Consider the following 23679-nt stretch of genomic DNA (forward strand, 5'->3'; position numbering starts at 1 on the left):
CTACGCCCCGATGGCCCCGTTTCGGGAGGCGCGCCGCGAAGAATTCACACAGTTGTAACTCTGCACCCGCGCTCGGGCGTGTCCGATTCGTAGCGCGTGCGCGATCTGCCTGCGGGGACGATGCCCCGGCCGGGTATGTCTCTCCGCGCGCGCTCCCGACCAGTCTCCACACGGAATCTGCAACTGCGCCTCTGCTGGTCGGGCAATGCCCCCTGAGTTCCATGAGAATCCGGCCTGAGACGGGATCCCGTGTGGAGACTGGCGTGGCGGAGCGGCGGTGCGGGGACGATGCCCCGGCCGGGTTCAGCGTCCGAGACGCCTCTCGCGCTGGGAGAAGTCGCGCAGCGCGCGCAGGAAGTCGACGTGGCGGAAGTCGGGCCAGTAGGCCTCGCAGAAGTAGAACTCCGAGTGCGCGCTCTGCCAGAGCAGGAACCCGCCGAGGCGCTGCTCCCCCGACGTGCGGATCACCAGGTCGGGGTCCGGCTGACCCTTGGTGTAGAGGTGCTCGGCGATGTGCTCGACGGAGAAGCTCTCCGCGACCTCCTCGAGCGAGTGGCCCGCGTCGACGCCGGAGCGCAGGAAGCTGCGCACGGCCTCCGCGATCTCGTGCCGACCGCCGTAGCCGACCGCCACGTTGACGTGGATCCCGGGAGCGTCCGCGGAGCGCGCGACCGCGGCCGCGATCCGTGCCGAGATCTCCGGCGGCAGCAGCGACGCGTCGCCCACGTGCCGGACGCGCCAGCGGCCGTCCGCGGCGAGCCGCTCGGTCGCGGTCGCGATGATCTCGAGCAGCGGCGCGAGCTCGGCGGGGTCGCGCGACAGGTTGTCGGTGGACAGCAGCCACAGGGTGACCACCTCGACGCCCGCGTCCTGCGACCACTCGAGCAGCTCGGTGATCTTGTCCGCCCCGCGCTGGTGGCCGTGAGCAGTCGTCGCACCCACCTGCTTGGCCCAGCGGCGGTTGCCGTCGAGGATGACGCCGATGTGCCGGGGAGGCTTCGCGGTTCTCTTGAGGGTGCGCGCCAGCCGCTTCTCGTACGTGCCGTACAGCAGCGAGCTGAGTCCCATGGACGTGCGTTCCTTCTTCCACCCGGGCGGTGCGTCAACCGTACTCCCGGCCCGTAACCTACGGTATCGTAGGTTCATGGCAGAGAACCTCCCCGTGCCTGGTAAGCCGCTGCTGCGCGGCTGGCTCCACCTGGGCGCGGCGCCGATCGCCCTGATCGCCGGCCTCGCCCTCACGGCGACCGCCCCGACGCTTCCCGGACGCATCTCCTTCGCGATCTTCACGCTCACCGCGGTGATGCTGTTCGGCACCTCGGCGGTCTACCACCGCGGGAACTGGTCGCCGCGGACCCAGGCCGTGCTGCGCCGCATGGATCACGCCAACATCTTCCTCATCATCGCGGGCACGTATACCCCGCTCACGGTGCTGCTCCTCGAGAAGCCCACGAGCGTCTACGTGCTGGCGGTGGTGTGGGGCGGCGCGATCCTGGGCCTGCTGTTCCGCGTGATCTGGGTGGGCGCGCCCCGCTGGCTCTACGTGCCCATCTACGTGGCGCTGGGCTGGGTAGCGATCGGCTTCATCAAGCCGTTCTACGAGGCGGGCGGCGCGGCCGTGGTCGCGCTCATCATCATCGGCGGGCTCTGCTACACGGTGGGCGCCATCATCTATGGCACCAAGTGGCCTCGTGGATCCCAGCGGTACTTCGGGTTCCACGAGATCTTCCACGCGCTAACGATCGCCGGCTTCGCCTGCCACTTCGTCGCCGCCTCGCTCGCCGCCTTCTCCGTCGGCTGAGCCCGGGGCCTCGGGGGACCGTCCGCCGGCCGCCTCGTCGCGGGCCGCGGCGTCGCGCGCGGCCTGGGCGCGCACCTTCCTCAGGTGCTTGCTGAGCGAGCGGAACAGCAGCACGCCCGCGACCACGAGGGAGAACGTGACGACGAAGGCGAGGAAGCCCGGGCCGCCGGTGAAGTCTGAAGCCATGTCCACCTTTCTGACCGGACTATCCTGCCTCATCATGAGCATCCCCGAGTCCGAGCAGGACGACCACGCGTCCGGAGCGCTGCCGCGCCTGAGCCCGCGCCAGTGGACGCTCGTCGGCGTGGGTCTCGCGGCGCTCATCGCGGTGGTCGGCTGGTACGCGCTGGTCGCGTCGCACGAGGCCGTCCGGTGGAAGGACGTGGGCTTCTCCGTGACGTCCGCGACCGAGATCACGGCGACGTACGACGTGTACCTCTACGACGAGACGGACGTCGACTGCGTGGTGCGCGCGCTCAACCCGCGCTTCACCGAGGTCGGGGTGACCACCGAGCGGATCCGCTTCGCGGACGGCGCGGAGCAGCGCCTCACCACCACGGTGGTCACCACGGAGGAGGCCACGACCGCGCAGGTGCAGTACTGCGAGCCGGTCTCCTGACCGTGTGACACGGGCCACCGCGCTTGGGTCCCTGGCAGGGCCCTTGGTAAGGTGGCACACCTTGTCACACGAGGAGGCAGATCACCGTGACCGAGACCACCGGAACCTGGCTGACCCAGGAGGCGTTCGACCGTCTCCAAGCGGAGTACGACCACCTGGTGAACATCGGGCGCGTCGAGATCGCCAAGGAGATCGACGAGCGCCGCCAGGAGGGCGACCTCAAGGAGAACGGCGGCTACCACGCGGCCCGCGACGAGCAGGCCAAGATGGAGGCCCGCATCCAGGAGCTGCGCCACAAGCTCGAGACCGCCCAGGTGGGCGAGGCGACGTTCGACGGCACCATCGCGTCCGGCACCGTCGTCACGGCGGAGGTGATGGGCCGCGCGATGAAGTTCCTCGTCGGCTCCCGCGAGATCGCCGACGGCACCGACCTCGACGTCTTCAGCGAGCAGTCGCCCCTGGGCGCCGCGCTGATCGGCCGCAAGGCCGGCGACGAGACGTCGTATGTCGCACCCAACGGCAACGAGATCTCCGTCAAGGTGGTCGACGCGGAGCCGTTCGGCGGCTGACTAGTCGCCGTTGAAGTAACGCGCCCCCGGCTCGAGATCGTCGAGCAGGTCCGGAACGGTCACCAGCGTGTAGCCGGCCGCGATGAGATCGTCGATGATGGCCGGGTACGCGGCGCGCGTGGTGTCGTGGATGTCGTGCGACAGCACGATCGCGTTGCGGTGCGCGGCGTCGACCACGCGCTGGTGCACCGTCCCCGCGTCGCGGTCCTTCCAATCCTCCGGGTCGACGTCCCACAGGATCTGCGCCATGCCCAGGTCGGCCGCGACGCCGGCGACCGCATCGTCCGTCGCGCCATAGGGCGGTCGTAGCAGGCTCGGCCGCACCCCCGTCGCGTCCTCGATCGCGTCCGACGTGCTCTCGATCTCCTGCCGGATGCTGTCCGCGTCGAGGCGGGTCAGCTGCGGATGGTCCCACGTGTGGTTGCCGAGCGCATGGCCCTCGTCCGCGATGCGGCGCACCACGTCGGGGTTGGCGGCCACGTTCTGCCCCACCATGAAGAAGGTGGCCTTCGCCCCGCGCTCCGCCAGCGCGTCGAGCAGGTCCATGGTGGCCGCGACCGGCCCGTCGTCGAAGGTGAGCGCGATGCACTGCTCGACCGTGCAGTCCGTGTCACCCGCGAGCGCCTGGGTCTGGAGGGACGATGCGGCGGTCGGGGTGGTCACGGGCGCGGCGGTGGGCGACGGCGACGGCGCGGGCGCGATCGCGGGGTCGGAGGGCTCGAGGGCCGCGTCGCGTGCGGCCTCGCCGAACGGCGACAGCAGTCCGTCCGCATCCACCGCGACGGCGACAGGCTGAGTGCTGGTCGCGACCTGCGCGCGGTCGAACTCGACCCAGAGGTCGCCCTCGCGCGTGAACGCGACGGCGTCGAACGCCTCGAGCTCGCCGTCCATCTGGTCGTGCAGCATCTGGTTGTCGATGCGCGGGTCGGCCTCCCCCGCCGCCAGGATCCGGTCGAGCAGCTCGGGGACGGCGTCCGCCTCGATCAGGTCGGCGACCGGACGCGCCTCGCGTGTCTCGAGGTCGATCCAGACGGTCTGAGCGCTGCCGTCGAACGTGGCGCCGCCGGCCTCGGCCGCGGCGAGCCTCACGCCGACCACCGCGGGCGAGGCGCCCACGAGCCTCCACGACACGGTGAGCTCGGGCTTCACGTCCTCGTCGTCGGGGACCTCGAACTGCTGGAAGGCGTCGAGGCGCCCCTGGATCTGGTCGCGCAGCAGCTGCGTGATGTCAGGGGCGTCGGGGAACGTGGGGACGGCCACGTACACGTACCCGGTGTCCGCGAGGCTCTCCGTCACCTCGACGTCGAGCCCGTCGACCATGACGGGCTCGACCGTGGCCAGCTCGGGCGCGACGAAGGGCGCGGCCGTCGCCGAGCCTTCCGCAGGCGAGGGCGTCGGCGAGGGAGCATCGGTGCCGCCGGCGCACGCCGTCACGCCGAGGAGCAGGGCTACAAGGGTCACGACCGCTCGCGAGGACACCTCCGTACCAGGCATGCGCCCAGCGAACCACAGCACGCGACGGTGCGCGGGATCATCCACGCCGCAGCAGCACCACGGCCTCGTAGTGCGTGGTGTGCGGGAACATGTCGAGCAGACGCCCCCGGACCGGGGTCAGCGACGGCATCGCGGCGAGGTCGCGCGCGAGCGTGATCGCGTTGCAGCTCGAGTACACCACGGTCCCCGTGCCCGACTCCTCGAGCCAGCCGGCGAGGTCCGACCCGATCCCCCGGCGCGGCGGGTTGACTATCACGGCGTCGGGCACCGCGGACTGCTCGCGCGCCCAGGTGGTGGCATCCGCGGCGATGAAGAGCGCATCGTCCGCGCCCGCGCGACCCTCCCGCGCGAGCTCGTCGGCGCTGGTCCGCGCGCTCTCGACTGCCTGTTCGCTCGACTCGACGCCCACCACCGCCCTGCCGTCCGCGAGGCAGTGCAGCGCGAAGCCCCCCACCCCGCAGTAGAGGTCCCAGACCAGGCCGGGTGCCGCATCGTCCACCCACCCGGCCACCTGCGCATAGAGCTCGGTCGCGATGGCGGTGTTGGTCTGAAAGAAGCTCTGGGGGCGCAGGTGAAGCACCACGTCGCCGAGACCCATCTCCAGGGAGTCGCGGTCGGTGAGCACGATCTCGCGGTCGCCCTCGAGCACGGCCTTGTGCTCGGGCAGCACGTTGAGCGTGAGCACAGCGAGGTGCGGGAGCTCCTCGAGCAGCCACGGCAGATGCTTGCGGATGCGCGCGAGCGCCTCGGTGGAGCGCATCACGAGGCGTGCCATGAGCTCGCCGTTCGGGGCGAGCGTGACGATCACGTGCTTGAGCTCGCCGCTGCGCGCGGGGATGTCGTACGGGACCAGCCGCGCCACGTGGATGAAGACGGCGAGCGCGGGGAACGATGCGGCGAGCGGCTCGGGGTAGAGCGGGCAGTCTCGCAGGTCGACGCCCCGGCCGTGCGCGTCGAGGATCCCGATGGTCGGCGCGTCCACGGTGCCGCCGACCACCATCTTGGCCTTGGTGCGGAAGCCCTGCTCGGCGCTGATGAGCGGTGCGTCCCATGCGATCGACGCGGCGCGGTCACCCATCGCATCGCGCAGCAGCGCTTCGAGCTCGGCCTGCTTGGTCGCGACCTGCTGCGCGTGGGGCACGGGGATGAGGGTGCAGGACCTGCACGTGTTCGAGTCGTAGTACGCGCACTGCACCAGGCAAGTCTAGGCTCCGGGGCGGTCGCCGTCCCCGTGCGGGTGGTCGTCCGCGTGCTCGTCGTGGGGGTGGCGGCGGATGCGGATCTCGCCGGTGCGCGCGATGACGTCGCGGGCACGCTTGAGCGCCTCGCGCGGATGCTCGGTGAGGATCTGACCGGTGTCGGGCGGCTCCTCGGTCCGCAGCTGGTCGTGGAGGGACCGCGCGAACGCGTAGAAGAAGGACACGATCGGCACGGCGATCACGGCGCCCACGAGGCCCAGGAGCAGAGTGCCGGTCGCGACGGACAGCAGGATCACCAGCGGGTGCAGCGACGCGGCCTTGCCGAACAGCCACGGGTACAGCACGTTGCCCTCGATCTGCTGCACCAGCAGCACGATCCCGAGCATGATGAGCGCCTTGGTGGTGCCGCCGTCGACCAGCGCGACGGCCACCGCGATCGCGCCCGAGATGGTCGCACCGAACAGCGGGATGAACGACAGCAGGAACACGAAGATCGCGATCGGCAGCGCGAGCGGCAGGCCGAGGATCCACGCGCCCAGGCCGATGCCGACGGCGTCGATGAACGCGACGAACACGCTCGTCTCGGTGTAGCGCCGCAGCGTGAGCCATGCGCTCATGCCCGCGCGGTCCATGCGCTCGCCGCGGCGCGTCGGCTGCAGCTTCACGAACCACAGCCACAGCGCCCGGCCGTCCTTCATGAAGAAGAACAGCGAGAACAGCGCCACGATCGACCCGGCGAACAGCGATCCGATCGCGCCGGTCACGGAGAACGCGCCGGTCGCGACGCCCCACGCGTTGTCCTGGATGGTCTGGGTGAGGTTCTTCAGGCCATCGTCGATCTGCGCGCGCTCCAGGTGGATCGGACCCTGGACCAGCCAGTCGAGGAACTGGTTGAAGCCCTTGACCGCCGCCTCCTGGAGGTCGGAGAAACCGGCGACGATCGACGACCCGGCCGCGACGGCGAGACCCACCACCACGGTGATGAGCGCGATGATCGCGAGCGCGGCGCCCGCCGTGCGCGGCAGCCCCCACTTCGCGAGCCGACTCACCAGCTGCTCGAGCGGGGCGGCGATGAGGAGCGCGATGATCACCGGCAGCACGATCGACGCGAGCGTGGTGAATCCCGTGAAGAACACGAAGATGACGATCCCGACGACGATCAGCCGCCACGACCAGGCGGCAGAGATGCGCAGCCAGACGGGGACGTTCTCCGCCACGACATCGGTGGGCGCGGAGTCGTACTCTGGTGTGCCCTCGGGCTCCGAAGGAGGCATGACGCGAGCCTAGCGCGCGCATCGTGCCTCGTCGCGAGCCGCGACCTCGAGGAACAGAACCGGGCGCGGGGGCGTTCGTCAACCGGAAGGGAGCGCTGATGCTCGGAATCGACAAGACCACCATGATCACGCCGGACGAGGCCCTCACGGGTCGCGACGCCGAGATGCAGATCGCGGACCGCCACGTGGTGCTCGGCACGCCGCTCAAGGGCCCGTGGCCCGAGGGGCACGAGGTGCTGTACGTCGCGATGGGCTGCTTCTGGGGCGCGGAGCGCATCTTCTGGCAGACGCCGGGCGTGTACTCGACGGCCGTCGGCTACATGGGTGGCTGGACCCGGAACCCGAACTACCAGGAGACCTGCACCTCGCTCACGGGTCACACCGAGACCGTGCAGGTGGTCTACGACCCCGCGCAGGTGTCGCTCGAGACGCTGCTCGCGGCCTTCTGGGAGAACCACGACCCGACCACCCCGAACCGCCAGGGCGGCGACATCGGCACGCAGTACCGCAGCGCGATCTTCGCGACCACGGACGCGCAGCTCGAGGCCGCGCACGCCTCGAGCGAGCGGTATCAGGAGAAGCTCACGGCGGAGGCGTTCGGGACCATCTCGACGCAGATCGCGCCCGCCGCCGACGCCGGCGACGGGGTGTTCTACTACGCGGAGGACTACCACCAGGGCTACCTCCACAAGAACCCGGGCGGCTACTGCAACCACGGCTTCTGCCAGGTCAGCTACGCCTGAGAGCCCCGAGAACGACGAACGCCCCGACCTTGCGGTCGGGGCGTTCGTGCGTACGGGTCAGCGGTTCGAGAACAGCAGCGCGATGATGCGCAGGAACTCGATGTAGAGCCACACGAGGGTGACGATGAGGCCGAAGGCCGCCGTCCACTCGAGCGCCTTGGGGGCGCCGCTCTTGACACCGTTCTCGATGAAGTCGAAGTCGCCGATCAGCGAGATGCACGCGAGCAGGATCGCGACGGCGCCGATGAGGATGCCGAGCGGGAACGTGAAGCCACCGATGGTGATCTCGTTGCTGTAGAGCCCGAAGCCCTGAGCGTTGTCGCTGAAGATCAGGTAGCCGAGGTTCACCAGGCCGAAGACCAGGTAGGACACGGCGCCGATGAGGAACACCTTGCGGAGCTTCGACGTGTAGCGCACCTTGCCGGAGCGGAACAGCGCCAAGCAGACCAGGAAGGTGATCGCGGTCGCGACCAGCGCCTGGAGGCCCGCGCCGGGAACGTCGAAGCTGGTCTCGATGCCGACGGTGATCGCGCCGAGGAAGAAGCCCTGCGCGACGCCGTACAGGAGCACGAGCGCGGGGTTCGCGCCCTTGCGCTGGAACGTCGCGATCATCGCGATGACGAAGGCGACGAGGCCCGAGCCCATCGCGAGCATGTATGCGGCGGCCGACTGGCCGGCCATGACGTAGCCGACGGCGCCCATCACGATCGTGACGAGACCGACGCCGGCCGACTTTCCGATCACGCCGGAGTACGACATCCGCTCGCCGGACACGTATCCGGGGGTGCCGGCCGGCGCCTGGTACTGCTGCTCCAGGTCGGCGGCGCTCGGCTGTGCGAGCAGGGGGTCGGCCTTGAACTGCTGGGTGTTGCTGAACACCGGACTTGCCACGTTTCCTCCTCAGTGGGCGACCCGTCCAGTCTAGACGGGGGCCGGGCGCCACCGACAGGAGGGGTCGTAGACCCAACGTCCCAGGGTCCCCGCCTGTTGCACCCTCCTGGTCCCCGCCTGACACCTGCAACGGACCTCGCCGGGACGATGCGGCGTGTCGGGAGGCGCAAAGTCCGGGTTTGTTTGTTTGTGTTGCTTTGTCTTTGGTTCTGTGGTTTCCTGTGGGAATCAGGCCACCGTGGTCCGGACGAGGGAGTCACATGTACGCGACGGAGCGACAGCAGCGCATCCTGGCGGAGGCGCGCACCGCGGGCCGTGTCGAGGTGGCCGCGCTGGCCGACGCCCTCGCCGTCACCCCCGAGACCATCCGCCGCGACCTCACCGTCCTCGAGCAGCGCGGCTCCCTGCGCCGCGTCCACGGCGGCGCGATCCCCGTCGAGCGCCTCGAGAGCGAGCCCACCCTCGCGTCGCGCTCTGCGACCCGCGTGGACGTCAAGCGCCGCATCGCCGCCCGCGTGCTCGCCGAGATCCCCGCCGGCGGCACCGTGCTCCTCGACTCCGGCTCGACCACGCAGGCGCTCGTCGACCTGCTGCCGGTCGACATCGACCTCACCGTCATCACCAACTCGATCCCCGCCGCGTCCGCCCTCGCGGGACGCCCCGGGATCGACCTGTACGTCATCGGCGGCCGCGTCCGCGGCGTCACCGGCGCCGCAGTGGGCGAGTGGGCAGCGGCCGCGCTCGAGGGCGTCGTGGTCGACGTCGCGGTGATCGGCACCAACGGCATCTCCGCCGCGCGTGGCCTCACCACCCCGGACCAGGCGGAGGCCGAGGCCAAGCGGGCCATGGTCAACGCGGCGCGGCGCGTGGTGGTGGCGACGGACTCGTCCAAGGCGGGCGACGACCACCTGCATCGCTTCGCGACGCTCGAGGAGGTCGACCTGGTGGTCACCGATGCCGACCTCGCGGACGACGTGGCCGAGGAGCTGCGCGCCGCCGGGCCCGAGGTGGTGACGGCATGATCGTCACGCTCACCCCCAATCCGAGCGTCGATCGCGCCATCACCGTCGACGCCCTGCTCCGCGGCGAGGTCCACCGCGCGGGCGGCGTGCGCGTCGACGCCGGCGGCAAGGGCGTCAACGTCGCCCGGGCCATCACCGCGCAGGGTGGCGACGCCGTCGCGGTCCTCCCGGTCGGCGGGCCCGAGGGTCGCCTGCTCGAGGAGCTCCTCGACGGCGCCGGCGTGCCGCGCCGTTCCGTGCCGATCGCGGGCGCCGCGCGCATGAACATCTCCGTCCTCGAGCCCGACGGCACCACCACCAAGCTCAACGAGCCCGGACCCGAGCTGTCCCCCGCCGAGGTCGAGTCGCTGTTCGACGCCACCGTCGACGCTGCCGCCTTCGCCACGTGGGTCGTGGGCTGCGGCAGCCTCCCGCCGGGTGCGCCCGAGGACCTCTACGCACTGCTGGTGGCACGTGCCCGCGCGGCGGGCACCAAGGTGGCGATCGACAGCTCCGGCGCGCCGTTCGCCGCCGCGGTCGCCGCACGGCCCGACCTCATCAAGCCCAACCACGAGGAGCTCGCCGAGCTCGTCGACCACCCGCTGCCGACTCTGGGCGACGTCCGGGCCGCCGCACTCGACCTGGTCGCGGGCGGCATCCCGACCGTGGCCGTCAGCCTCGGCGGCGACGGAGCGCTGCTCGTCACCGCCGATCAGGCGGTGCACGCACGCGCCACCATCGCCGCCGCAGTCTCCACCGTCGGAGCCGGCGACTGCATGCTCGCGGGCCTGCTCCACGGCCTCTCCCGTCCCGTCCCCGCCGCCGACGCCCTCGCCGAGGGCGTCGCCTGGGGGGCCGCGGCCGTCACCCTCCCTGGCAGCCGCGTCCCCTCCCCCGCCGACGTCCGCGACATCCGCGTGGACCTCTCGCACAATCCGCCGGCGTCGCTGGCGCTGGGTCAGCGCTGACCCGAGAAAGGAACACCCCCATGTCACTCATCCATGAGCAGCAGGTCGTCCTCGACCTGGGCGCGACCGACCGTCACGACGCCACGCGCGCGCTGGCGGAGACCCTCGCCGCCAGTGGCCGATGCACGGACCTCGAGGCGTTCCTCGCCGACGTCCGCAAGCGCGAGGAGACCATGCCCACCGGCCTGCCCGGCGGCATCGCGATCCCCCACGCCCGCTCCGCGGCGATCACCGAGCCCACGCTCGCGTTCGGCCGCACCCACGGCATCGACTGGGGCGCCAAGGACGGCCCGGCGGACATCGTGTTCCTCATCGCCGCGCCCGAGGGCGCGTCCGACGCCCACATGAAGGTGCTTCCCAAGCTCGCGAAGGCCCTCATGAAGAAGGAGTTCACCGGCGCGCTCCGTGCCGCCACCACGCAGGCCGAGGTGGTCGCGATCGTCGAGGCCGAGGTGGGCGACGTGGTCGTCACCCCCGCACCGACGCCCGCACCTGCCGCCGTGGCACCCGAGGCGACGCCGTCGCCCGAGCCCGCCCCGGCATCGTCCCTCACCCTCGTGGGCGTGACGTCCTGCCCCACCGGCATCGCGCACACCTACATGGCCGCCGAGGCGCTCGAGCGCGCGGCGAAGGACGCGGGCCACACGATGGTGGTGGAGACGCAGGGCTCCGCCGGCGCGACGCCGCTGAGCCCCGAGCAGATCGCCGCCGCGGACGCCGTGATCTTCGCGCACGACGTCGAGGTGCGGAACGCCGAGCGCTTCGCGGGCAAGCCGATCGTCGACGTGGGCGTGAAGAAGGCCATCTCCGACGGCCCCGCGCTCATCTCGCAGGCGGTAGCGAAGGCCTCCGAGTGGAGGACCAACCCCGCCGCCTCCACCGCCGTCCCCGCCGCGGCGGCCTCCGGCGGCCTCGCCACCAAGGTCGACTCCAAGGCGGGCATCGGCACCCAGATCCGCCAGTGGCTGATGACGGGCGTGAGCTACATGATCCCGTTCGTCGCCGCGGGCGGCATCCTCATCGCGCTGTCGTTCATGCTGTCGCAGATCGCTCTGGGCGACAACGGACCCATCGAGATCACGCAGTACAACCTCACCTCGGACGACGCCTACAACATCGCCCAGCACTTCGACGTGCTGTCGCTCACCAGCTGGGCGGCGCTGATGTTCGTCATCGGCGGCGCGGCGTTCGGGTTCCTGGTCCCGATCCTGTCCGGGTTCATCGCGTTCGCCATCGCGGACCGCCCGGGCCTGGTGCCCGGCATCGTGGGCGGCTCGATCGCTGCGACCATGGGAGCGGGCTTCCTCGGCGGCATCGTCACCGGTGTCCTCGGCGGGCTCGTCGCGAAGTGGATCGCGAGCTGGAAGGTCCACAAGGGCGTCCGCGGCGTCATGCCGGTGGTCGTGATCCCGCTGCTGTCGAGCCTCATCACGCTCGGCCTGTTCATCACCGTGCTGGGCCGCCCGATCGCGTCGCTGTCCGACGGCCTCAACAGCTGGCTCACCAGCCTCCAGGGCGGCTCCGCGTTCGTGCTCGGCCTGGTGCTCGGCGCGATGATGGGCTTCGACCTCGGCGGCCCGGTCAACAAGGTCGCGTACTTCTTCGGCACCGCGGGCCTCGCCGCGGCCGGCACGGCCACCGACGCCCCGGCCCTCACCATCATGGCGGCCGTCATGGCGGCCGGCATGGTCGCCCCGCTCGCGATGGCGCTCGCCACCACGCTGCGCCCGAAGCTCTTCTCGGAGCCCGAGCGCGAGAACGGCAAGGCGGCCTGGCTGCTGGGCGCCTCGTTCATCTCGGAGGGTGCGATCCCGTTCGCGGCCGCCGACCCGGTCCGCGTCATCGTGTCCTCGGTGCTCGGCTCGGCGCTCACCGGCGGCCTGGTCATGGTCTTCGGCGTCACGCTCCGCGCCCCGCACGGCGGCATCTGGGTGCTCCCCCTCATGGGCGGGTTCCTGTGGTTCCTCGTCGCCCTCGCGGCCGGCGTCGCCCTGATGACCGCGATCGTCCTCGTCCTCAAGTCGCGCGACAAGAAGCTCGAGACCGTCGACGCCGTCGCGACCGTCTGATCACCCCCCACCCCAGCCAAGGAGAACCGACATGGCACAGCGCACCGTCACCATCGCATCGTCCGTGGGCCTGCACGCCCGCCCCGCAGCCCTCTTCGTCGAGGCCGCGCAGGAGACCGGCCTGGACGTCGAGATCGGCCGAGCCGGCGAGGACGCCGTCGACGCCACCAGCATCCTGGGCGTGATGGCCCTGGGCGCCAAGCACGGCGAGGAGGTCGTCCTCACCGCCGACGGCGACGGCGCCGACGCCGCTCTCGAGACCCTCGTCGCGCTCCTGTCCCGCGACCTGGACGCCGAGGAGGGCTGACATGTCCGGCGACACCCGTCACGGAGTCGGCGTCAGCCCGGGCACGGCGGTCGGGCCGGTGGTGCAGGTCGCACCGCCGGTCCGGCCCCCGGCCGACGAGCCCGCGCCCGCCGACGCGGGTGCCGCCACCGACCTGGTGCTCGAAGCGCTCGCCGCGGTCGCGGCGGACCTCGACGAGCGGGCCGCGGCGGCCGACGAGCACGCCGCGCCCATCCTCAAGGCGACCGCGCTGATCGCCCGCGACAAGGGCCTCGCGAAGGCCGCCGGCAAGCACGTGGGCGCGGGCCTGGGCCCCGCTCACGCGATCGACGCGGCAGTCGAGGAGTACGCCGCGCAGTTCGAGGCGCTCGGCGGCTACTTCGCGGAGCGCGTCACCGACCTGCGCGACGTGGGCTCCCGGGCCGTCGCGGCGGTGCTCGGCGTGCCCGCGCCGGGCGTGCCGGCACTCACCGAGCCCTCGGTGATCGTCGCGCTCGACCTGGCCCCTGCGGAGACCGCCGCGCTCGACCGCACCCGCGTGGTCGCGATCGTGACCGAGGCGGGCGGGCGTACGTCGCACACGGCGATCCTCGCCGCGCAGATGGGCATCCCCGCGGTGGTGCAGCTGCCCGATGCGACGTCGATCGCCGCGGGCACCACGGTCGCCGTCGACGGCGACGCCGGCTCCGTCACGATCGACCCCGACCTCCCGCTGCTCGAGGAGCAGCGGGTGCGGCGCGAGCGCCGCACCGCCGCACTGGCGGCCGTGTCCGGCCCGGGGGCGACGCGCGACGGCCACGCCGTCGCGCTGCTCGCCAACATCGGCGGGGTGGACGATGCGGTGGCCGCGGGCGCCCAGGACGTCGAGGGCGTCGGGCTGTTCCGTACGGAGTTCGTCTACCTGTCCGCGCAGACCATGCCGACCGTCGAGGAGCAGGCGGACGTCTATCGCAAGGTGCTGGAGCCTTTCGGCGCCCGACGCGTCGTGGTCCGCACGCTCGACGCGGGCGCCGACAAGCCGCTCGCGTTCGCGCACCTGGGCGAGGAGGAGAACCCCGCGCTCGGCCGCCGGGGCCTGCGGCTGTGCCAGGCGCGCCCCGAGCTGGTCGACTCGCAGCTCGAGGCGCTCGCGATCGCCGCGCGCGACACCGGCGCGGACGTGCGGGTGATGGCGCCCATGGTGGCGACCGCGGACGAGGCGGCGTGGTTCGCGTCCCGGGTGCGCGCCGCCGGCCTGCCCAAGGCGGGCGTGATGATCGAGGTGCCCGCGGCGGCGCTGCGCTCGCGTCACGTGCTCGCCGAGGTGGACTTCGGATCGCTCGGCACCAACGACCTCGCGCAGTACACGATGGCCGCGGACCGCATGGAGGGCGCGCTGTCCGACCTGCTCGACCCGTGGCAGCCCGCCGTTCTCGACGTGGTCGCCGCCGCGTGCGCGGGTGGCGCGGAGACCGGCAAGCCGGTGGGCGTGTGCGGCGAGTCCGCGGGCGACCCGCTGCTGGCACTGGTGCTCGCCGGGCTCGGGGTGTCGAGCCTGTCGATGGCGCCCTCGAAGGTGCCGGCGGTGCGTCTCGCGCTGTCGCTCCACACGCTCGAGGAGTGCCAGGCGCTGGCGGCGGCTGCCCTGAGCGCCCGGTCCGCGGGCGACGCGCGCGACGCCGTGCGGGCCGCGGCCAGCGAGGAGCTGACGTCCGTCCTGTAGGGAGGCGAGGCGGTCCGCGTACACTGGGTGCAGATTCTCTGCTTCAACGGACCGAAGGAGGCCCGTCGTTGCACCGGACCGCCACGCTCCTCGAGGACCTGTCCCTCGAGATCACCGCCCGTGACACGCCCGTGCTCGTCTCCCACGCGGGGGACCTCGCGGCCGGCACGCGGGTGAGCATCACGCACCTGGGCACCGAGGGTGCCGCGGAACGCCGCGAGGCCGCCTCCGCCGCCGCCCGCGCGGAGCTGGTGCCGGTCCCCCACATCGCGGCCCGACGCCTCGCGTCCGCCTCGGAGCTGCGCGCCACGCTCGACGGGCTGCGCGCGCACGGCGCCCACGAGCGCCTGTTCCTGGTGGGCGGCGACCCGCGCGAGGCCGCGGGGCCGTACGGCTCCGCGCTCGACATCCTCCGCACGGGCCTGCTGCCCGAGGCCGGCGTCGCCGAGGTGGGCATCACCGGCTATCCCGAGGGTCACCCCGCGATCGGGGACGATGCCCTCCTCGCCTCCCTGCGCGACAAGGCGGCGGAGATCGCGGACCAGGGCCTCGCGGGCTCGATCACCACGCAGTTCTCGTTCGACGTGGACGCCGTGGTCGCGTGGATCGACCGCGTGCGCGAGCTCGGCATCGACCTGCCGATCCGGGTGGGCATCCCCGGCCCCGCCGGCGTGCGCCGCCTGGTCGCGTTCGCGCGCCGCTGCGGCGTGTCCACGTCCGCCGGCATCGCGCGCAAGTACGGCTTCTCGCTCGCCTCGCTGGTGGGCACGGCGGGCCCCGACCGGTTCGTCGCCGAGCTCGCGTCGCGGCTCGCTGACCGCCACGGCGAGGTACGCCTGCACCTGTTCACGTTCGGCACGCTCGACGCGGCCATCGCGTGGACTCGGGAGGCGCGCGCCTCCGCGGTGCCGGCCGAGCGGCCCTGACCCCGCCCCTACCCGAGCCTGCGCCGGTAGGCGCGCATCGCGAGCGCCCAGGCGAGCGCGAGGATGCCGAGCACCCACGCGAGCGCGACCCAGACGTCGGATCCCACGGGCTGCTCCGTGAGCAGCGCGCGGATCGCGTCGACGATCGCGGTCACGGGCTGGTGCTCGGCGAACCAGCCGACCGGGCCCGGCATCGACTCCGTGGGCACGAAGGCCGAGCTGATGAACGGCAGGAGGATCAGCGGGTAGGAGAACGCACCCGCGCCATCCGCGCTGGTGGCGGTCACGCCCGCGATGACCGCGAGCCACGTGAGCGCGAGGGTGAACAGCGCGAGGATCCCCGCGACGGCGAGCCACGCGCCCACGCTCGCGCCGGAGCGGAAGCCCATCGCGACCGCCACGAGCACCACCACCGCGAGCGAGGCGAAGTTCGCGACCAGCGACGTGAGCACGTGCGCCCACAGCACCGAGGACCGTGCGATCGGCATCGACTGGAGCCGCTCCACCATGCCGCCCTGCAGGTCGAGGAACAGCCGGTACGCCGTGTACGCGACGCCGGACGCCACGGTGATGAGCAGGATCCCGGGCAGCAGGTAGTCGACGTACGGCCCGGTGCCCGCGTCGATCGCGCCGCCGAAGACGAACACGAACAGCAGCAGGAACGCGATCGGCATGACCGTGGTGGTGACGACGGTGTCGACGGAGCGCGTGATGTGGCGCAGAGAGCGCCCCGTGAGGACGGCGGTGTCGGCGACGGCGGTCATGACGCCTCCCTGCGGGTTCCCACCAGCGCGAGGAAGACCTCCTCGAGCGTGGGCTGCTTCTCGACGTACTCGACGGTGGCGGGCGGCAGGAGCGCCTTGAGATCGGCGAGCGTGCCGTCGATGAGGATGCGGCCCTCGTGGAGGATCGCGATGCGGTCGGCGAGCTTCTCGGCCTCGTCGATGTGCTGCGTGGTGAGCAGCACCGTGGTGCCGCCCGCGGCGAGCGCGCGGATCGCGTCCCACACCTCGAGGCGCGCCTCGGGGTCGAGCCCCGTGGTGGGCTCGTCGAGGAAGACCACCCTCGGCTCCCCGACCAGGCTCATCGCGATGTCCAGGCGACGGACCATGCCGCCGGAGTACGTCGCGACGCGACGGTCGCCGGCGTCGGTGAGGTCGAACCTCTCCAGGAGGGACGATGCGACGGTCGCCGGGTCGGCGACGTGGCGCAGCCGCGCCACCAGGACCAGGTTCTCGCGCCCGGTGAGCACCTCGTCGACGGCCGCGAACTGGCCGGTCAGGCTGATCGCCTCGCGCACCCGGGCCGGGGACGTCGCGACGTCGTGCCCCGCCACCCGGGCGACCCCCGCATCGTCCCCCAGGAGGGTCGCCAGGATGCGGATGAGCGTGGTCTTGCCGGCGCCGTTGGAGCCGAGCAGCGCGTGGACCGTGCCCGGGGCGACGTCGAGGTCGACGCCGCGGAGGACGGCGAGGTCGCCGTAGGACTTCGCGAGGCCGCGGATCTCGATGGCGGGCGCGGTCACGAGGGGGGCCCCTGCTCCCCCGCGGCCTCGGCGATGGCGTCGCGGAAGCGGGCGCGCTCCTTGGCGATCCAGCGCCCCTCCTCGTAGTTGGCGAGGAAGTCGTCGACGAAGACCACCGGGTCGTCACCGACCACCGCGCGCACGGCGGCGCCGTCGGCGGCGCTCTCCTCGAGCAGGTCCATGAGGTCCTCGAGCATGCGCATGAGCACGTCGCCGTCGGTGATCATGCCCGCGTAGGTGAGGTAGCGGTCGAGCGCCTTGCCGACCTCGTGCCACGGGGCGGGAAGCGCGGCGAGGCGCGCCTTGTACTGGCGGTACTGCCTCTTCTGCTCGAGCGGACCCGTGAGCTTCTCGATCCAGGACATCACTTGTCTCCTTCTGACTTGAGGTGCGCGAGCCGCTCGGCGAGGAAGGCCCAGCTGCTCCAGAACTCGTCCAGCGCCGCGCGGCCCCGGGCGTTGAGGGTGAACACCTTGCGCGGCGGGCCCTTCTCGGACGGCACCTTCTCCACGTCGACCTGGCCCTTCTGCTCGAGCCGCACGAGGAGGGCGTAGATGGTGCCCTCCGCGATGTCGACGAAGCCCTGCTCGCGCAGGCGCGCCGTGATCTCGTAGCCGTACGCCGGGCCGAGCGCGAGGAGCGCGAGCACGATCCCCTCGAGCGTGCCCTTGAGCATCTCGGTCATCTGCTTGGACTGCTGGCCCACGTCGCGCCCTCCGGTGCTACTCAGTGTTGCTGACTACCACTAGATAGTAACACTGAATAGTGGGGGCGCAACCGTCTGATCTCACCCCCCGCCCGCGCGCGCTATGGGGAGCTCAGCGACGCTTCGGCAAGATCTCCGCGCGCTGCGGGGAACTCGGCGCCGCCGGCCCGGCTGGCGCGTCAGCCGAGCGGCACCGAGTGGATAGCCGAGTCCAGCGACGTCCCGTTGAGCTCGAGGTACAGGTGCCGCTCCGTGACGGAGACGGTCAGCGCGTTGCGGCGCTCGATCAGCGCCGCGGCGGCCTCGATGAACCCGGGGTCGAAGCTGTGGAGCAGGATGTCCTCGCGGCGGTGGATCTTCTTGCCGTCCCACCGTGCCAGCACCTTCGCCGGGTCGTGCTGGGTGTAGACCGCGGTGCGGCCGGCGAGGCGCGAGCCGCGGTGCAGCCGCTCCGCCTCGGGCTGCCCGACCTCGATCCACGCCGTGATGAGCCCCGTGAGGTCGCGCACCAGGACTGCGGGCTCCTCGGCCGTCGAGATGCCCTCGGAGAATCCGATGCCCTCCTCGAACTCGAGGCAGTACGCGAGCACGCGGGTGATGAGGAACAGCGCGGTCTCGGAGGGATGACGCGCGGCGCGCAGGGACAGCTCCTCGTAGACGCCGCGGTCGACGTCCGCGAGGGAGATCTCGAACGTGTGGACGGTCGCTCCGGCAGCCATGGCGCACCAGCCTAGGCCCGTCGGGCACCCCGCATCCGCCACACCCCGACCAGACTCCACACGCGATCGCGGATGAATCGCTTCACGCATGCAAGTCCCGTTGCATCGCCCGACCACGAGGCCTGCAGTTGCAGGATCCGCGTGGAGCGCGGTCGGGCGGGACGTGGCAAGAGTGCCCCCGGCGGGACTCGAACCCGCACTGCGCCGATTTTAAGTCGGCCGCCTCTGCCAATTGGGCTACGGGGGCGTCGGCACGTGGCCCGTCAGCCCCGCTCGGCCGCCGAGAACGCGATGCCGTCCAGGATGTCGTGCTCGCTGGTGACCACGTGCGGCAGCTCTCCGCCGGCCTCGACCACCGCCGACCGCACCCGAGTCATCACGGTGCGCCACACCAGCGCGCCGGCGCCGATCACGTCCACGCGGCCCGGGTGCATGAACCCGAGCGCGGCACGCTCGGCGCGCGAGGCGGCGAGCAGCTCATCGCACGCGCGGATCGCGTCGTCGATCGGGATCACGGCGCCGTTGATGGCGTGACGGTCGTACTCGGGAAGGCCCAGCGCGTGCGCGGTCACCGTGGTGATGGTGCCCGCGAGGCCCACGAGGGTGCGGGTCTGCGACACGGGTACGCCCGCGAAGGCCATGTCGATCGCCTCGTGGACGTCCGCCTCGGCGGCCGCGACCTGCGCCTCCGACGGCGGGTCGCCGGCGAGGTGACGCTCGGTCATCCGCACGCAGCCCACGTCCATGGAGTGCGCCGCCTCGGGCCGGGTCACACCGAGCACCACCTCGGTGGAGCCGCCGCCGAGGTCGACCACCAGGAACGGCGCGTCGTGGGCCGCGTCGAGCGCCCCCGTCGCGCCGCGGAAGGAGAGCGCGGCCTCCTCGGCGCCCGAGATCACCTCGGGCACCACGCCCAGGCGAGACTCGACGCCGGAGAGGAACACGTCGCGGTTACGCGCGTCGCGGGTCGCGGAGGTGGCGACGAACCGGATCGCCTCGACCCCGTGCTCCCGGCACTGCGCCGCGTACACGTCGGTCGCGGCGAAGGTCCGCTCCAGCGCCGCCGCGGCGAACTCGCCGGTACGGTCCACGCCCTGGCCCAGGCGCACCACTGTCATGGTCCGCACCACGTCGACCAGCGAGCCCGTCTCGACGTCGACGTCGGCGATGAGCAGGCGGATCGAGTTGGTCCCACAGTCGATGGCGGCTACACGCATGACTGCAGACTACTCAGCGATCTCGACCGCGCACGTGCAGCGGTCGGGCCGCCAGCTCTCGGCGATCATCGCGAGCGCCTCGTCGCCCAGCGGGTTGACGCCGGCACCGGCGGCGAGCGCGTGGCCCACGAGCACGTGGAGGCACTTGACGCGGTCGGGCATGCCGCCGGCGGAGATGCCGTGGATCTCGGGCACGTCCCCCAGCGCGTAGCGCTCCTCGAGGTAGCGCTCGTGGGCGGCGCGGTAGGCGGCGGCGAGCTCCGGCTCCTCCCCCGAGGTCAGCCGCGCCTGCATGTCCTTCATCACGCCGTTGGCCTCGAGCGTCGACACGGCGGCGACCGCGTCGGGGTGCGTGAGGTAGTACTGCGTGGGGAACGGGGTGCCGTCGGGCAGGCGGGGCGCGGTGTGCACCACGGTCGGGTTGCCGCACACGCAGCGGGCCGCGATCGCCACGATCCCGCGGGGCGCCCGCCCCAGCTGGGCGGCGAGGACGGCGACGTCGCGCTCGGTCGCAGGGGTGTCGTTCACCCCGGCATTCTAGTCGGCGGTACCGGTGGACGATGCGGCGGGCGCCTTGGCCTTCCCGCCCACCTTCGCATCGCCCGCGGTCTCGACGGAGTCCCACAGGCGCGTGTACCAGGTGCCCGAGTCGTCGACCACGGTCGGGTCCTCCGCAGCGGGCGAACCCTCCGCGGCGCCCTCGACGGTCTCGGGGTCGATCACCTGATAAGGCGTCTCACCCGGGTAGACGTAGCGGAGCCGCTCGCGCGCCTGCGCCTCCACGAAGGCCGGGTCGTCCCAGCGCCTGACCTCGGCCTGCAGGTCCTCGACCGTCTCCTGCGCCGTGACGGCCTCGGCACGCAGCTCGGCGAGCTCCTCCTGCTGGCGGAAGTAGGCGCGCAGCGACGGCAGCACGACGGCGGCGGCGAGGACCACGACGCCGACCAGCACCACCAGGCGCCAGCCCATCGCCGTCACCCAGGATCCGCGCGCCTTCGCGGGCTCGATGCGGTTGCGCGGCGCGCTGGCGCGGCCCGGTCCCGACGGCCCGCCGGGACGGCTCGCGGCGCGACCCTTGGGGATCCGCACGCCTCCCGTGGACGGCGCGGTGCGGCGGCGCGGCGCGCTCGACTGGTGCGTCCGCGGCCGGGCGGCCGGGGCATCGTCCCGAGGCACGCCGGAGGCGCGCGGGGCGCGCGGGCGTGTCGGGTCGGTCACGGAGCCATTCTCCCGGCTCTCTCACCACCCGCCGGACCGAATCGCCGGGGGAACGCGGAACGGGCGCGCCTCCCGAGGGAGACGCGCCCGTCCAGGCCTGCGCGGTCGCTTACGCGAACTTGCGCGGGAAGGCCGACTTGCCGGCGTACTTGGCGGCGTCGTCCAGCTCCTCCTCGATGCGGAGCAGCTGGTTGTACTTGTTGATGCGCTCGCCGCGGGCGGGGGCGCCGGTCTTGATCTGGCCGGCGTTGTAGGCCACGGAGAGGTCCGCGATGGTGACGTCCTCGGTCTCGCCCGAGCGGTGCGACACCATGGCGGAGAAGCCGGCGCGCTGCGCCATCTGCACGGCGTCCGAGGTCTCGGACAGGGTGCCGATCTGGTTGAGCTTCACCAGGAGGGCGTTGGCCGCCTTCTCGTCGATGCCGCGCTTGAGGCGGACCGGGTTCGTGACGAACAGGTCGTCGCCGACGATCTGGGTCTTGTCGCCCACCTTCGCGACGAGCTCGGTCCACGAGCCCCACTCGTCCTCGGACAGCGGGTCCTCGATGGAGACCAGCGGGTAGTCGGCGACGAGGCCCTCGTAGAAGGCGATCATCTCCTCGGGCGTCTTCACGCCGCCCTCCCACTGGTAGCCGCCGTCCTTGAAGAACTCGGTGGCGGCGACGTCGAGCGCGAGGCAGACGTCCTCGCCGGGCGTGAAGCCGGCCTTCTCGATCGCGACGAGGATGAGGTCGAGCGCCTCACGGTTCGAGCCGAGGTTGGGGGCGAAGCCGCCCTCGTCGCCCAGGCCGGTGGCCAGGCCGCGCTCCTTGAGCACGGACTTGAGCGAGTGGTAGACCTCGGCACCGGTGCGGAGCGCCTCACGGAACGTGGGGGCGCCCACGGGGGCGATCATGAACTCCTGGATGTCGACGTTCGAGTCGGCGTGCGACCCACCGTTGAGGATGTTCATCATCGGGACGGGCAGGACGTGCGCGTTCGGGCCGCCCACGTAGCGGAACAGCGCGATGTCGGCCGAGTCCGCCGCCGCCTTCGCGACCGCGAGCGAGACGCCGAGGATCGCGTTCGCGCCCAGCTTGCCCTTGTTGTCGGTGCCGTCCAGGTCGAGCATGATCTGGTCGATGATGCGCTGCTCGGTGGCCTCGAGGCCCACGATCTCGGGGGCGATCTCGTCGATGACCGCGTCCACGGCCTGCTCGACGCCCTTGCCCAGGTAACGGCCCTTGTCGCCGTCGCGGCGCTCAACCGCCTCGAACGCTCCGGTCGACGCGCCCGACGGGACGGCTGCACGTGCGAACGTGCCGTCCTCGAGCGCGACCTCGACCTCGACGGTGGGGTTGCCGCGCGAGTCAAGGATCTCGCGGGCGCCGACGGCCTCAATGCTGGCCATGATGCTCCTTCGCTTGGATGGATGAACCTCTTGGGAGTCTAACGATGCGCACAGGTGCGCGCTGGGCGACGTTCGTCCTAGCCGGATGAACCTTCGGTGTCGCCACGTCCTGCCTGCTCAGCCGCGCGAGCGGCCGCTTCGAGCGCGCGCGTGGCCGCGCGCAGCTCCGTCTCGGCGTCGAGCCCCTCCGCGCGAGCGCGCGCCACCAGGGCGAGCAGCGCGGGGCCGAGCGAACCGTCCTGGGCGACCGCGGCATCGTCCGCCAGGCCGGCCCTCTCGGCGCGGCCCAGCATCTTCTGCGCGCGGGCGAGCGCGCCGAGCGACGCGGGGACGCCGTCCATGACGGAGTCGCGGCCCTGCGTCCGCGCCTTGATGCGGTCCCAGCGCTCGAGGTGGTCGCGCATGGTGCCCGCCTCCTCGTCGCCGAAGACGTGGGGATGACGGGCGATCAGCTTGTCGGCGCACACGTCCGCGATCGCGTCGAGGTCGAACGGGTCCTCGGGGTGCTCCTGCGCGACGCGCGCGTGGAAGACCACCTGGAGCAGCACGTCACCGAGCTCCTCGCGCAGGTGGGTGCGGTCGCCCTCCTCGATCGCCTCGACCAGCTCGTGGGCCTCCTCGAGCGCGTACGGCGCGAGCGAGGCGTGCGTCTGCTCGGCGTCCCAGGCGCAGCCGCCGGGCGAGCGGAGGCGATCCATCACCTCCACCAGACGGGGGATCCCGTCAGTCACGCGCCGCCCAGGGCGCGGTGGTGGGCTCGAAGCCGGAGACCTCGACGAACGCGACGTAGTAGTTGCCCGACATGTTCTGCGCGTTGGTCATCGCCTCGCCCAGCGACACGGTGAGCGCGTCCGTGCTGAACTCGCCCAGGCGCGGCGAGAACGTCGCGTCGGCCTGGACCTGCTCCGCGATCTCGGTGATCGCGCCGAGCGTCGGGTCGCCGCCCACCACGAAGTAGATCGCGAGCATGTCGGACATCGACTCGACCACGCTGTCCGGGATCACCGGGTCCGTGGCACCCACGCCTGCGAACCAGTTCTCCGCGAGGGTGCGGACGTTGCCGTCGTTGATGCCGAGCGTGGTGCCGGCGTCCTCCGCGATCTGGTTGGCGGCCTCGAGCGCGCCGGGGCCGAGCGCGGCGAACGTCGCGAGCTCCTGGCGGTCGGGGGTGACGGAGCCCTGGCTGGCCTCCGCCCAGTCCGCGGCGAGCGCGTCGAGGTCGCTGGTGGTGATCGACACTCCCTGGTACGACGCCGCGACGCCGGGGGCGGCGGGCTGGCCGGGGACGGCGCAGCCGGCGAGGACGAGGGACGATGCGGCGAGGACGGCGAGGCGTCGGCGGAACGTCATGCCCGCCATCCT

General features: G+C 72.1%; 27 protein-coding genes and 1 tRNA gene. 10 read left to right on the plus strand and 18 right to left on the minus strand.

What is annotated here, in order from left to right:
* Window positions 1-303: 303 nt before the first annotated feature.
* Entirely contained in the window at window positions 304-1068 is a 765-nt protein-coding gene (locus AOM01_RS02085) for an isoprenyl transferase (RefSeq protein WP_062288208.1), read from the minus strand.
* Window positions 1069-1144: 76 nt separating this feature from the next.
* Here AOM01_RS02085 and trhA point away from each other — a divergent pair, with 76 nt between their 5' ends.
* On the plus strand, window positions 1145-1801 hold the full coding sequence (gene trhA, locus AOM01_RS02090) for a PAQR family membrane homeostasis protein TrhA (protein ID WP_228374185.1): 657 nt from the start codon (window positions 1145-1147) through the stop codon (window positions 1799-1801).
* Here the strand turns inward: trhA and AOM01_RS02095 are convergent.
* Window positions 1736-1987: a hypothetical protein gene (locus AOM01_RS02095; RefSeq protein WP_062288215.1), complete on the minus strand. Its 252-nt coding sequence runs from the start codon at window positions 1985-1987 to the stop codon at window positions 1736-1738. The two genes, trhA and AOM01_RS02095, sit on opposite strands and share 66 nt — an antisense overlap.
* Between AOM01_RS02095 and AOM01_RS02100 the strand changes: the two genes are divergently transcribed.
* Both AOM01_RS02100 and greA read left to right on the plus strand, forming a co-directional pair.
* A complete protein-coding gene (locus tag AOM01_RS02100; RefSeq protein ID WP_062288218.1) occupies window positions 1986-2420 on the plus strand; it encodes a DUF4307 domain-containing protein in 435 nt (144 codons plus the stop codon). The genes AOM01_RS02095 and AOM01_RS02100 overlap by 2 nt on opposite strands.
* Window positions 2421-2506: 86 nt before the next feature.
* Window positions 2507-2989 (plus strand): transcription elongation factor GreA, encoded by a 483-nt coding sequence (gene greA, locus AOM01_RS02105; protein WP_062288221.1) that lies wholly within the window; start codon window positions 2507-2509, stop codon window positions 2987-2989.
* Here greA and AOM01_RS02110 read toward each other — a convergent pair whose 3' ends face one another.
* From AOM01_RS02110 to AOM01_RS02120, 3 genes are all read right to left on the minus strand, one after another.
* Entirely contained in the window at window positions 2990-4450 is a 1461-nt protein-coding gene (locus AOM01_RS02110; RefSeq protein WP_169746499.1) for a polysaccharide deacetylase family protein, read from the minus strand. It lies immediately after the preceding gene.
* A gap of 70 nt (window positions 4451-4520) precedes the next feature.
* Window positions 4521-5678, minus strand: a complete 1158-nt coding sequence (gene rlmC, locus AOM01_RS02115; protein ID WP_062288227.1) for a 23S rRNA (uracil(747)-C(5))-methyltransferase RlmC — start codon at window positions 5676-5678, stop codon at window positions 4521-4523.
* Between the two features lie 9 nt (window positions 5679-5687).
* On the minus strand, window positions 5688-6956 hold the full coding sequence (locus AOM01_RS02120) for an AI-2E family transporter (protein WP_062288230.1): 1269 nt from the start codon (window positions 6954-6956) through the stop codon (window positions 5688-5690).
* A 98-nt stretch (window positions 6957-7054) separates the two neighbouring features.
* Between AOM01_RS02120 and msrA the strand changes: the two genes are divergently transcribed.
* Entirely contained in the window at window positions 7055-7699 is a 645-nt protein-coding gene (gene msrA, locus AOM01_RS02125; RefSeq protein WP_062288233.1) for a peptide-methionine (S)-S-oxide reductase MsrA, read from the plus strand.
* 57 nt (window positions 7700-7756) lie between these two features.
* On the opposite strand, the gene AOM01_RS02130 is transcribed toward msrA, so the two are convergent.
* The gene (locus tag AOM01_RS02130) at window positions 7757-8590 is read right to left on the minus strand and encodes a Bax inhibitor-1/YccA family protein (protein WP_082109902.1); all 834 of its coding nucleotides are present in this window, start codon (window positions 8588-8590) and stop codon (window positions 7757-7759) included.
* Window positions 8591-8850: 260 nt separating this feature from the next.
* Here AOM01_RS02130 and AOM01_RS02135 point away from each other — a divergent pair, with 260 nt between their 5' ends.
* The 6 genes from AOM01_RS02135 to AOM01_RS02160 all read left to right on the plus strand — a co-directional run bounded on the left by AOM01_RS02135 (window position 8851) and on the right by AOM01_RS02160 (window position 15542).
* A complete protein-coding gene (locus AOM01_RS02135) occupies window positions 8851-9612 on the plus strand; it encodes a DeoR/GlpR family DNA-binding transcription regulator (RefSeq protein WP_062288239.1) in 762 nt (253 codons plus the stop codon).
* Entirely contained in the window at window positions 9609-10559 is a 951-nt protein-coding gene (gene pfkB, locus AOM01_RS02140; RefSeq protein WP_062288242.1) for a 1-phosphofructokinase, read from the plus strand. Before AOM01_RS02135 ends, pfkB begins: the two co-directional genes overlap by 4 nt.
* 20 nt (window positions 10560-10579) lie before the next feature.
* Window positions 10580-12628, plus strand: coding sequence for a PTS fructose transporter subunit IIABC (locus tag AOM01_RS02145; protein ID WP_062288245.1), 2049 nt, complete (start codon window positions 10580-10582; stop codon window positions 12626-12628).
* A gap of 31 nt (window positions 12629-12659) precedes the next feature.
* Window positions 12660-12935: an HPr family phosphocarrier protein gene (locus AOM01_RS02150; protein ID WP_062288248.1), complete on the plus strand. Its 276-nt coding sequence runs from the start codon at window positions 12660-12662 to the stop codon at window positions 12933-12935.
* A 1-nt stretch (window position 12936) separates the two neighbouring features.
* Entirely contained in the window at window positions 12937-14616 is a 1680-nt protein-coding gene (ptsP, locus tag AOM01_RS02155; RefSeq protein WP_062288251.1) for a phosphoenolpyruvate--protein phosphotransferase, read from the plus strand.
* A gap of 68 nt (window positions 14617-14684) precedes the next feature.
* On the plus strand, window positions 14685-15542 hold the full coding sequence (locus tag AOM01_RS02160) for a methylenetetrahydrofolate reductase (RefSeq protein ID WP_062288254.1): 858 nt from the start codon (window positions 14685-14687) through the stop codon (window positions 15540-15542).
* An 8-nt stretch (window positions 15543-15550) separates the two neighbouring features.
* Here AOM01_RS02160 and AOM01_RS02165 read toward each other — a convergent pair whose 3' ends face one another.
* The 12 genes from AOM01_RS02165 to AOM01_RS02220 all read right to left on the minus strand — a co-directional run bounded on the left by AOM01_RS02165 (window position 15551) and on the right by AOM01_RS02220 (window position 23667).
* Window positions 15551-16306: an ABC transporter permease gene (locus tag AOM01_RS02165; protein WP_062288257.1), complete on the minus strand. Its 756-nt coding sequence runs from the start codon at window positions 16304-16306 to the stop codon at window positions 15551-15553.
* Entirely contained in the window at window positions 16303-17067 is a 765-nt protein-coding gene (locus AOM01_RS02170; RefSeq protein ID WP_062288260.1) for an ABC transporter ATP-binding protein, read from the minus strand. Before AOM01_RS02170 ends, AOM01_RS02165 begins: the two co-directional genes overlap by 4 nt.
* Window positions 17064-17432, minus strand: a complete 369-nt coding sequence (locus AOM01_RS02175; protein WP_062288263.1) for a DUF1048 domain-containing protein — start codon at window positions 17430-17432, stop codon at window positions 17064-17066. The genes AOM01_RS02170 and AOM01_RS02175 overlap by 4 nt, the downstream gene beginning before the upstream one ends.
* Window positions 17432-17752, minus strand: coding sequence for a PadR family transcriptional regulator (locus AOM01_RS02180; protein ID WP_062288616.1), 321 nt, complete (start codon window positions 17750-17752; stop codon window positions 17432-17434). Before AOM01_RS02180 ends, AOM01_RS02175 begins: the two co-directional genes overlap by 1 nt.
* A 200-nt stretch (window positions 17753-17952) precedes the next feature.
* Window positions 17953-18492 carry a YaeQ family protein gene (locus AOM01_RS02185; RefSeq protein ID WP_062288266.1) on the minus strand — a complete coding sequence of 180 codons (540 nt, stop codon included), beginning with the start codon at window positions 18490-18492 and terminating at the stop codon, window positions 17953-17955.
* Between the two features lie 173 nt (window positions 18493-18665).
* Window positions 18666-18739, minus strand: a tRNA-Leu gene (locus AOM01_RS02190).
* Between the two features lie 16 nt (window positions 18740-18755).
* A complete protein-coding gene (locus tag AOM01_RS02195; RefSeq protein ID WP_062288269.1) occupies window positions 18756-19709 on the minus strand; it encodes a Ppx/GppA phosphatase family protein in 954 nt (317 codons plus the stop codon).
* Between the two features lie 9 nt (window positions 19710-19718).
* Window positions 19719-20237: a DUF501 domain-containing protein gene (locus AOM01_RS02200; protein WP_062288272.1), complete on the minus strand. Its 519-nt coding sequence runs from the start codon at window positions 20235-20237 to the stop codon at window positions 19719-19721.
* Between the two features lie 9 nt (window positions 20238-20246).
* Window positions 20247-20927: an FtsB family cell division protein gene (locus tag AOM01_RS14705; protein WP_062288275.1), complete on the minus strand. Its 681-nt coding sequence runs from the start codon at window positions 20925-20927 to the stop codon at window positions 20247-20249.
* A gap of 109 nt (window positions 20928-21036) precedes the next feature.
* On the minus strand, window positions 21037-22317 hold the full coding sequence (eno, locus tag AOM01_RS02210) for a phosphopyruvate hydratase (RefSeq protein ID WP_062288278.1): 1281 nt from the start codon (window positions 22315-22317) through the stop codon (window positions 21037-21039).
* Window positions 22318-22394: 77 nt separating this feature from the next.
* Window positions 22395-23015, minus strand: a complete 621-nt coding sequence (locus AOM01_RS02215; protein WP_062288281.1) for a nucleoside triphosphate pyrophosphohydrolase — start codon at window positions 23013-23015, stop codon at window positions 22395-22397.
* A gap of 25 nt (window positions 23016-23040) precedes the next feature.
* Window positions 23041-23667 carry a hypothetical protein gene (locus tag AOM01_RS02220; RefSeq protein ID WP_156155789.1) on the minus strand — a complete coding sequence of 209 codons (627 nt, stop codon included), beginning with the start codon at window positions 23665-23667 and terminating at the stop codon, window positions 23041-23043.
* Window positions 23668-23679: the final 12 nt, after the last annotated feature.

Source organism: Demequina phytophila, from assembly GCF_000971135.1.
Classification (GTDB): domain Bacteria; phylum Actinomycetota; class Actinomycetes; order Actinomycetales; family Demequinaceae; genus Demequina; species Demequina phytophila.

Excerpts from the sequence above, each read along its gene's own strand:
- AOM01_RS02215 (WP_062288281.1), bottom strand. The coding sequence starts at position 23,015 with ATGGATCGCCTCCGCTCGCCCGGCGGCTGCGCCTGGGACGCCGAGCAG.
- AOM01_RS02135 (WP_062288239.1), top strand. The coding sequence starts at position 8,851 with ATGTACGCGACGGAGCGACAGCAGCGCATCCTGGCGGAGGCGCGCACC.
- AOM01_RS02220 (WP_156155789.1), bottom strand. The coding sequence starts at position 23,667 with ATGACGTTCCGCCGACGCCTCGCCGTCCTCGCCGCATCGTCCCTCGTC.
- AOM01_RS02150 (WP_062288248.1), top strand. The coding sequence starts at position 12,660 with ATGGCACAGCGCACCGTCACCATCGCATCGTCCGTGGGCCTGCACGCC.
- AOM01_RS02095 (WP_062288215.1), bottom strand. The coding sequence starts at position 1,987 with ATGGCTTCAGACTTCACCGGCGGCCCGGGCTTCCTCGCCTTCGTCGTC.
- eno (WP_062288278.1), bottom strand. The coding sequence starts at position 22,317 with ATGGCCAGCATTGAGGCCGTCGGCGCCCGCGAGATCCTTGACTCGCGC.
- ptsP (WP_062288251.1), top strand. The coding sequence starts at position 12,937 with ATGTCCGGCGACACCCGTCACGGAGTCGGCGTCAGCCCGGGCACGGCG.
- AOM01_RS02185 (WP_062288266.1), bottom strand. The coding sequence starts at position 18,492 with ATGGCTGCCGGAGCGACCGTCCACACGTTCGAGATCTCCCTCGCGGAC.
- trhA (WP_228374185.1), top strand. The coding sequence starts at position 1,145 with ATGGCAGAGAACCTCCCCGTGCCTGGTAAGCCGCTGCTGCGCGGCTGG.
- pfkB (WP_062288242.1), top strand. The coding sequence starts at position 9,609 with ATGATCGTCACGCTCACCCCCAATCCGAGCGTCGATCGCGCCATCACC.
- AOM01_RS02100 (WP_062288218.1), top strand. The coding sequence starts at position 1,986 with ATGTCCACCTTTCTGACCGGACTATCCTGCCTCATCATGAGCATCCCC.
- AOM01_RS02175 (WP_062288263.1), bottom strand. The coding sequence starts at position 17,432 with ATGTCCTGGATCGAGAAGCTCACGGGTCCGCTCGAGCAGAAGAGGCAG.
- AOM01_RS02120 (WP_062288230.1), bottom strand. The coding sequence starts at position 6,956 with ATGCCTCCTTCGGAGCCCGAGGGCACACCAGAGTACGACTCCGCGCCC.
- AOM01_RS02165 (WP_062288257.1), bottom strand. The coding sequence starts at position 16,306 with ATGACCGCCGTCGCCGACACCGCCGTCCTCACGGGGCGCTCTCTGCGC.
- AOM01_RS02180 (WP_062288616.1), bottom strand. The coding sequence starts at position 17,752 with ATGACCGAGATGCTCAAGGGCACGCTCGAGGGGATCGTGCTCGCGCTC.
- AOM01_RS02195 (WP_062288269.1), bottom strand. The coding sequence starts at position 19,709 with ATGCGTGTAGCCGCCATCGACTGTGGGACCAACTCGATCCGCCTGCTC.
- msrA (WP_062288233.1), top strand. The coding sequence starts at position 7,055 with ATGCTCGGAATCGACAAGACCACCATGATCACGCCGGACGAGGCCCTC.
- AOM01_RS02085 (WP_062288208.1), bottom strand. The coding sequence starts at position 1,068 with ATGGGACTCAGCTCGCTGCTGTACGGCACGTACGAGAAGCGGCTGGCG.
- AOM01_RS02145 (WP_062288245.1), top strand. The coding sequence starts at position 10,580 with ATGTCACTCATCCATGAGCAGCAGGTCGTCCTCGACCTGGGCGCGACC.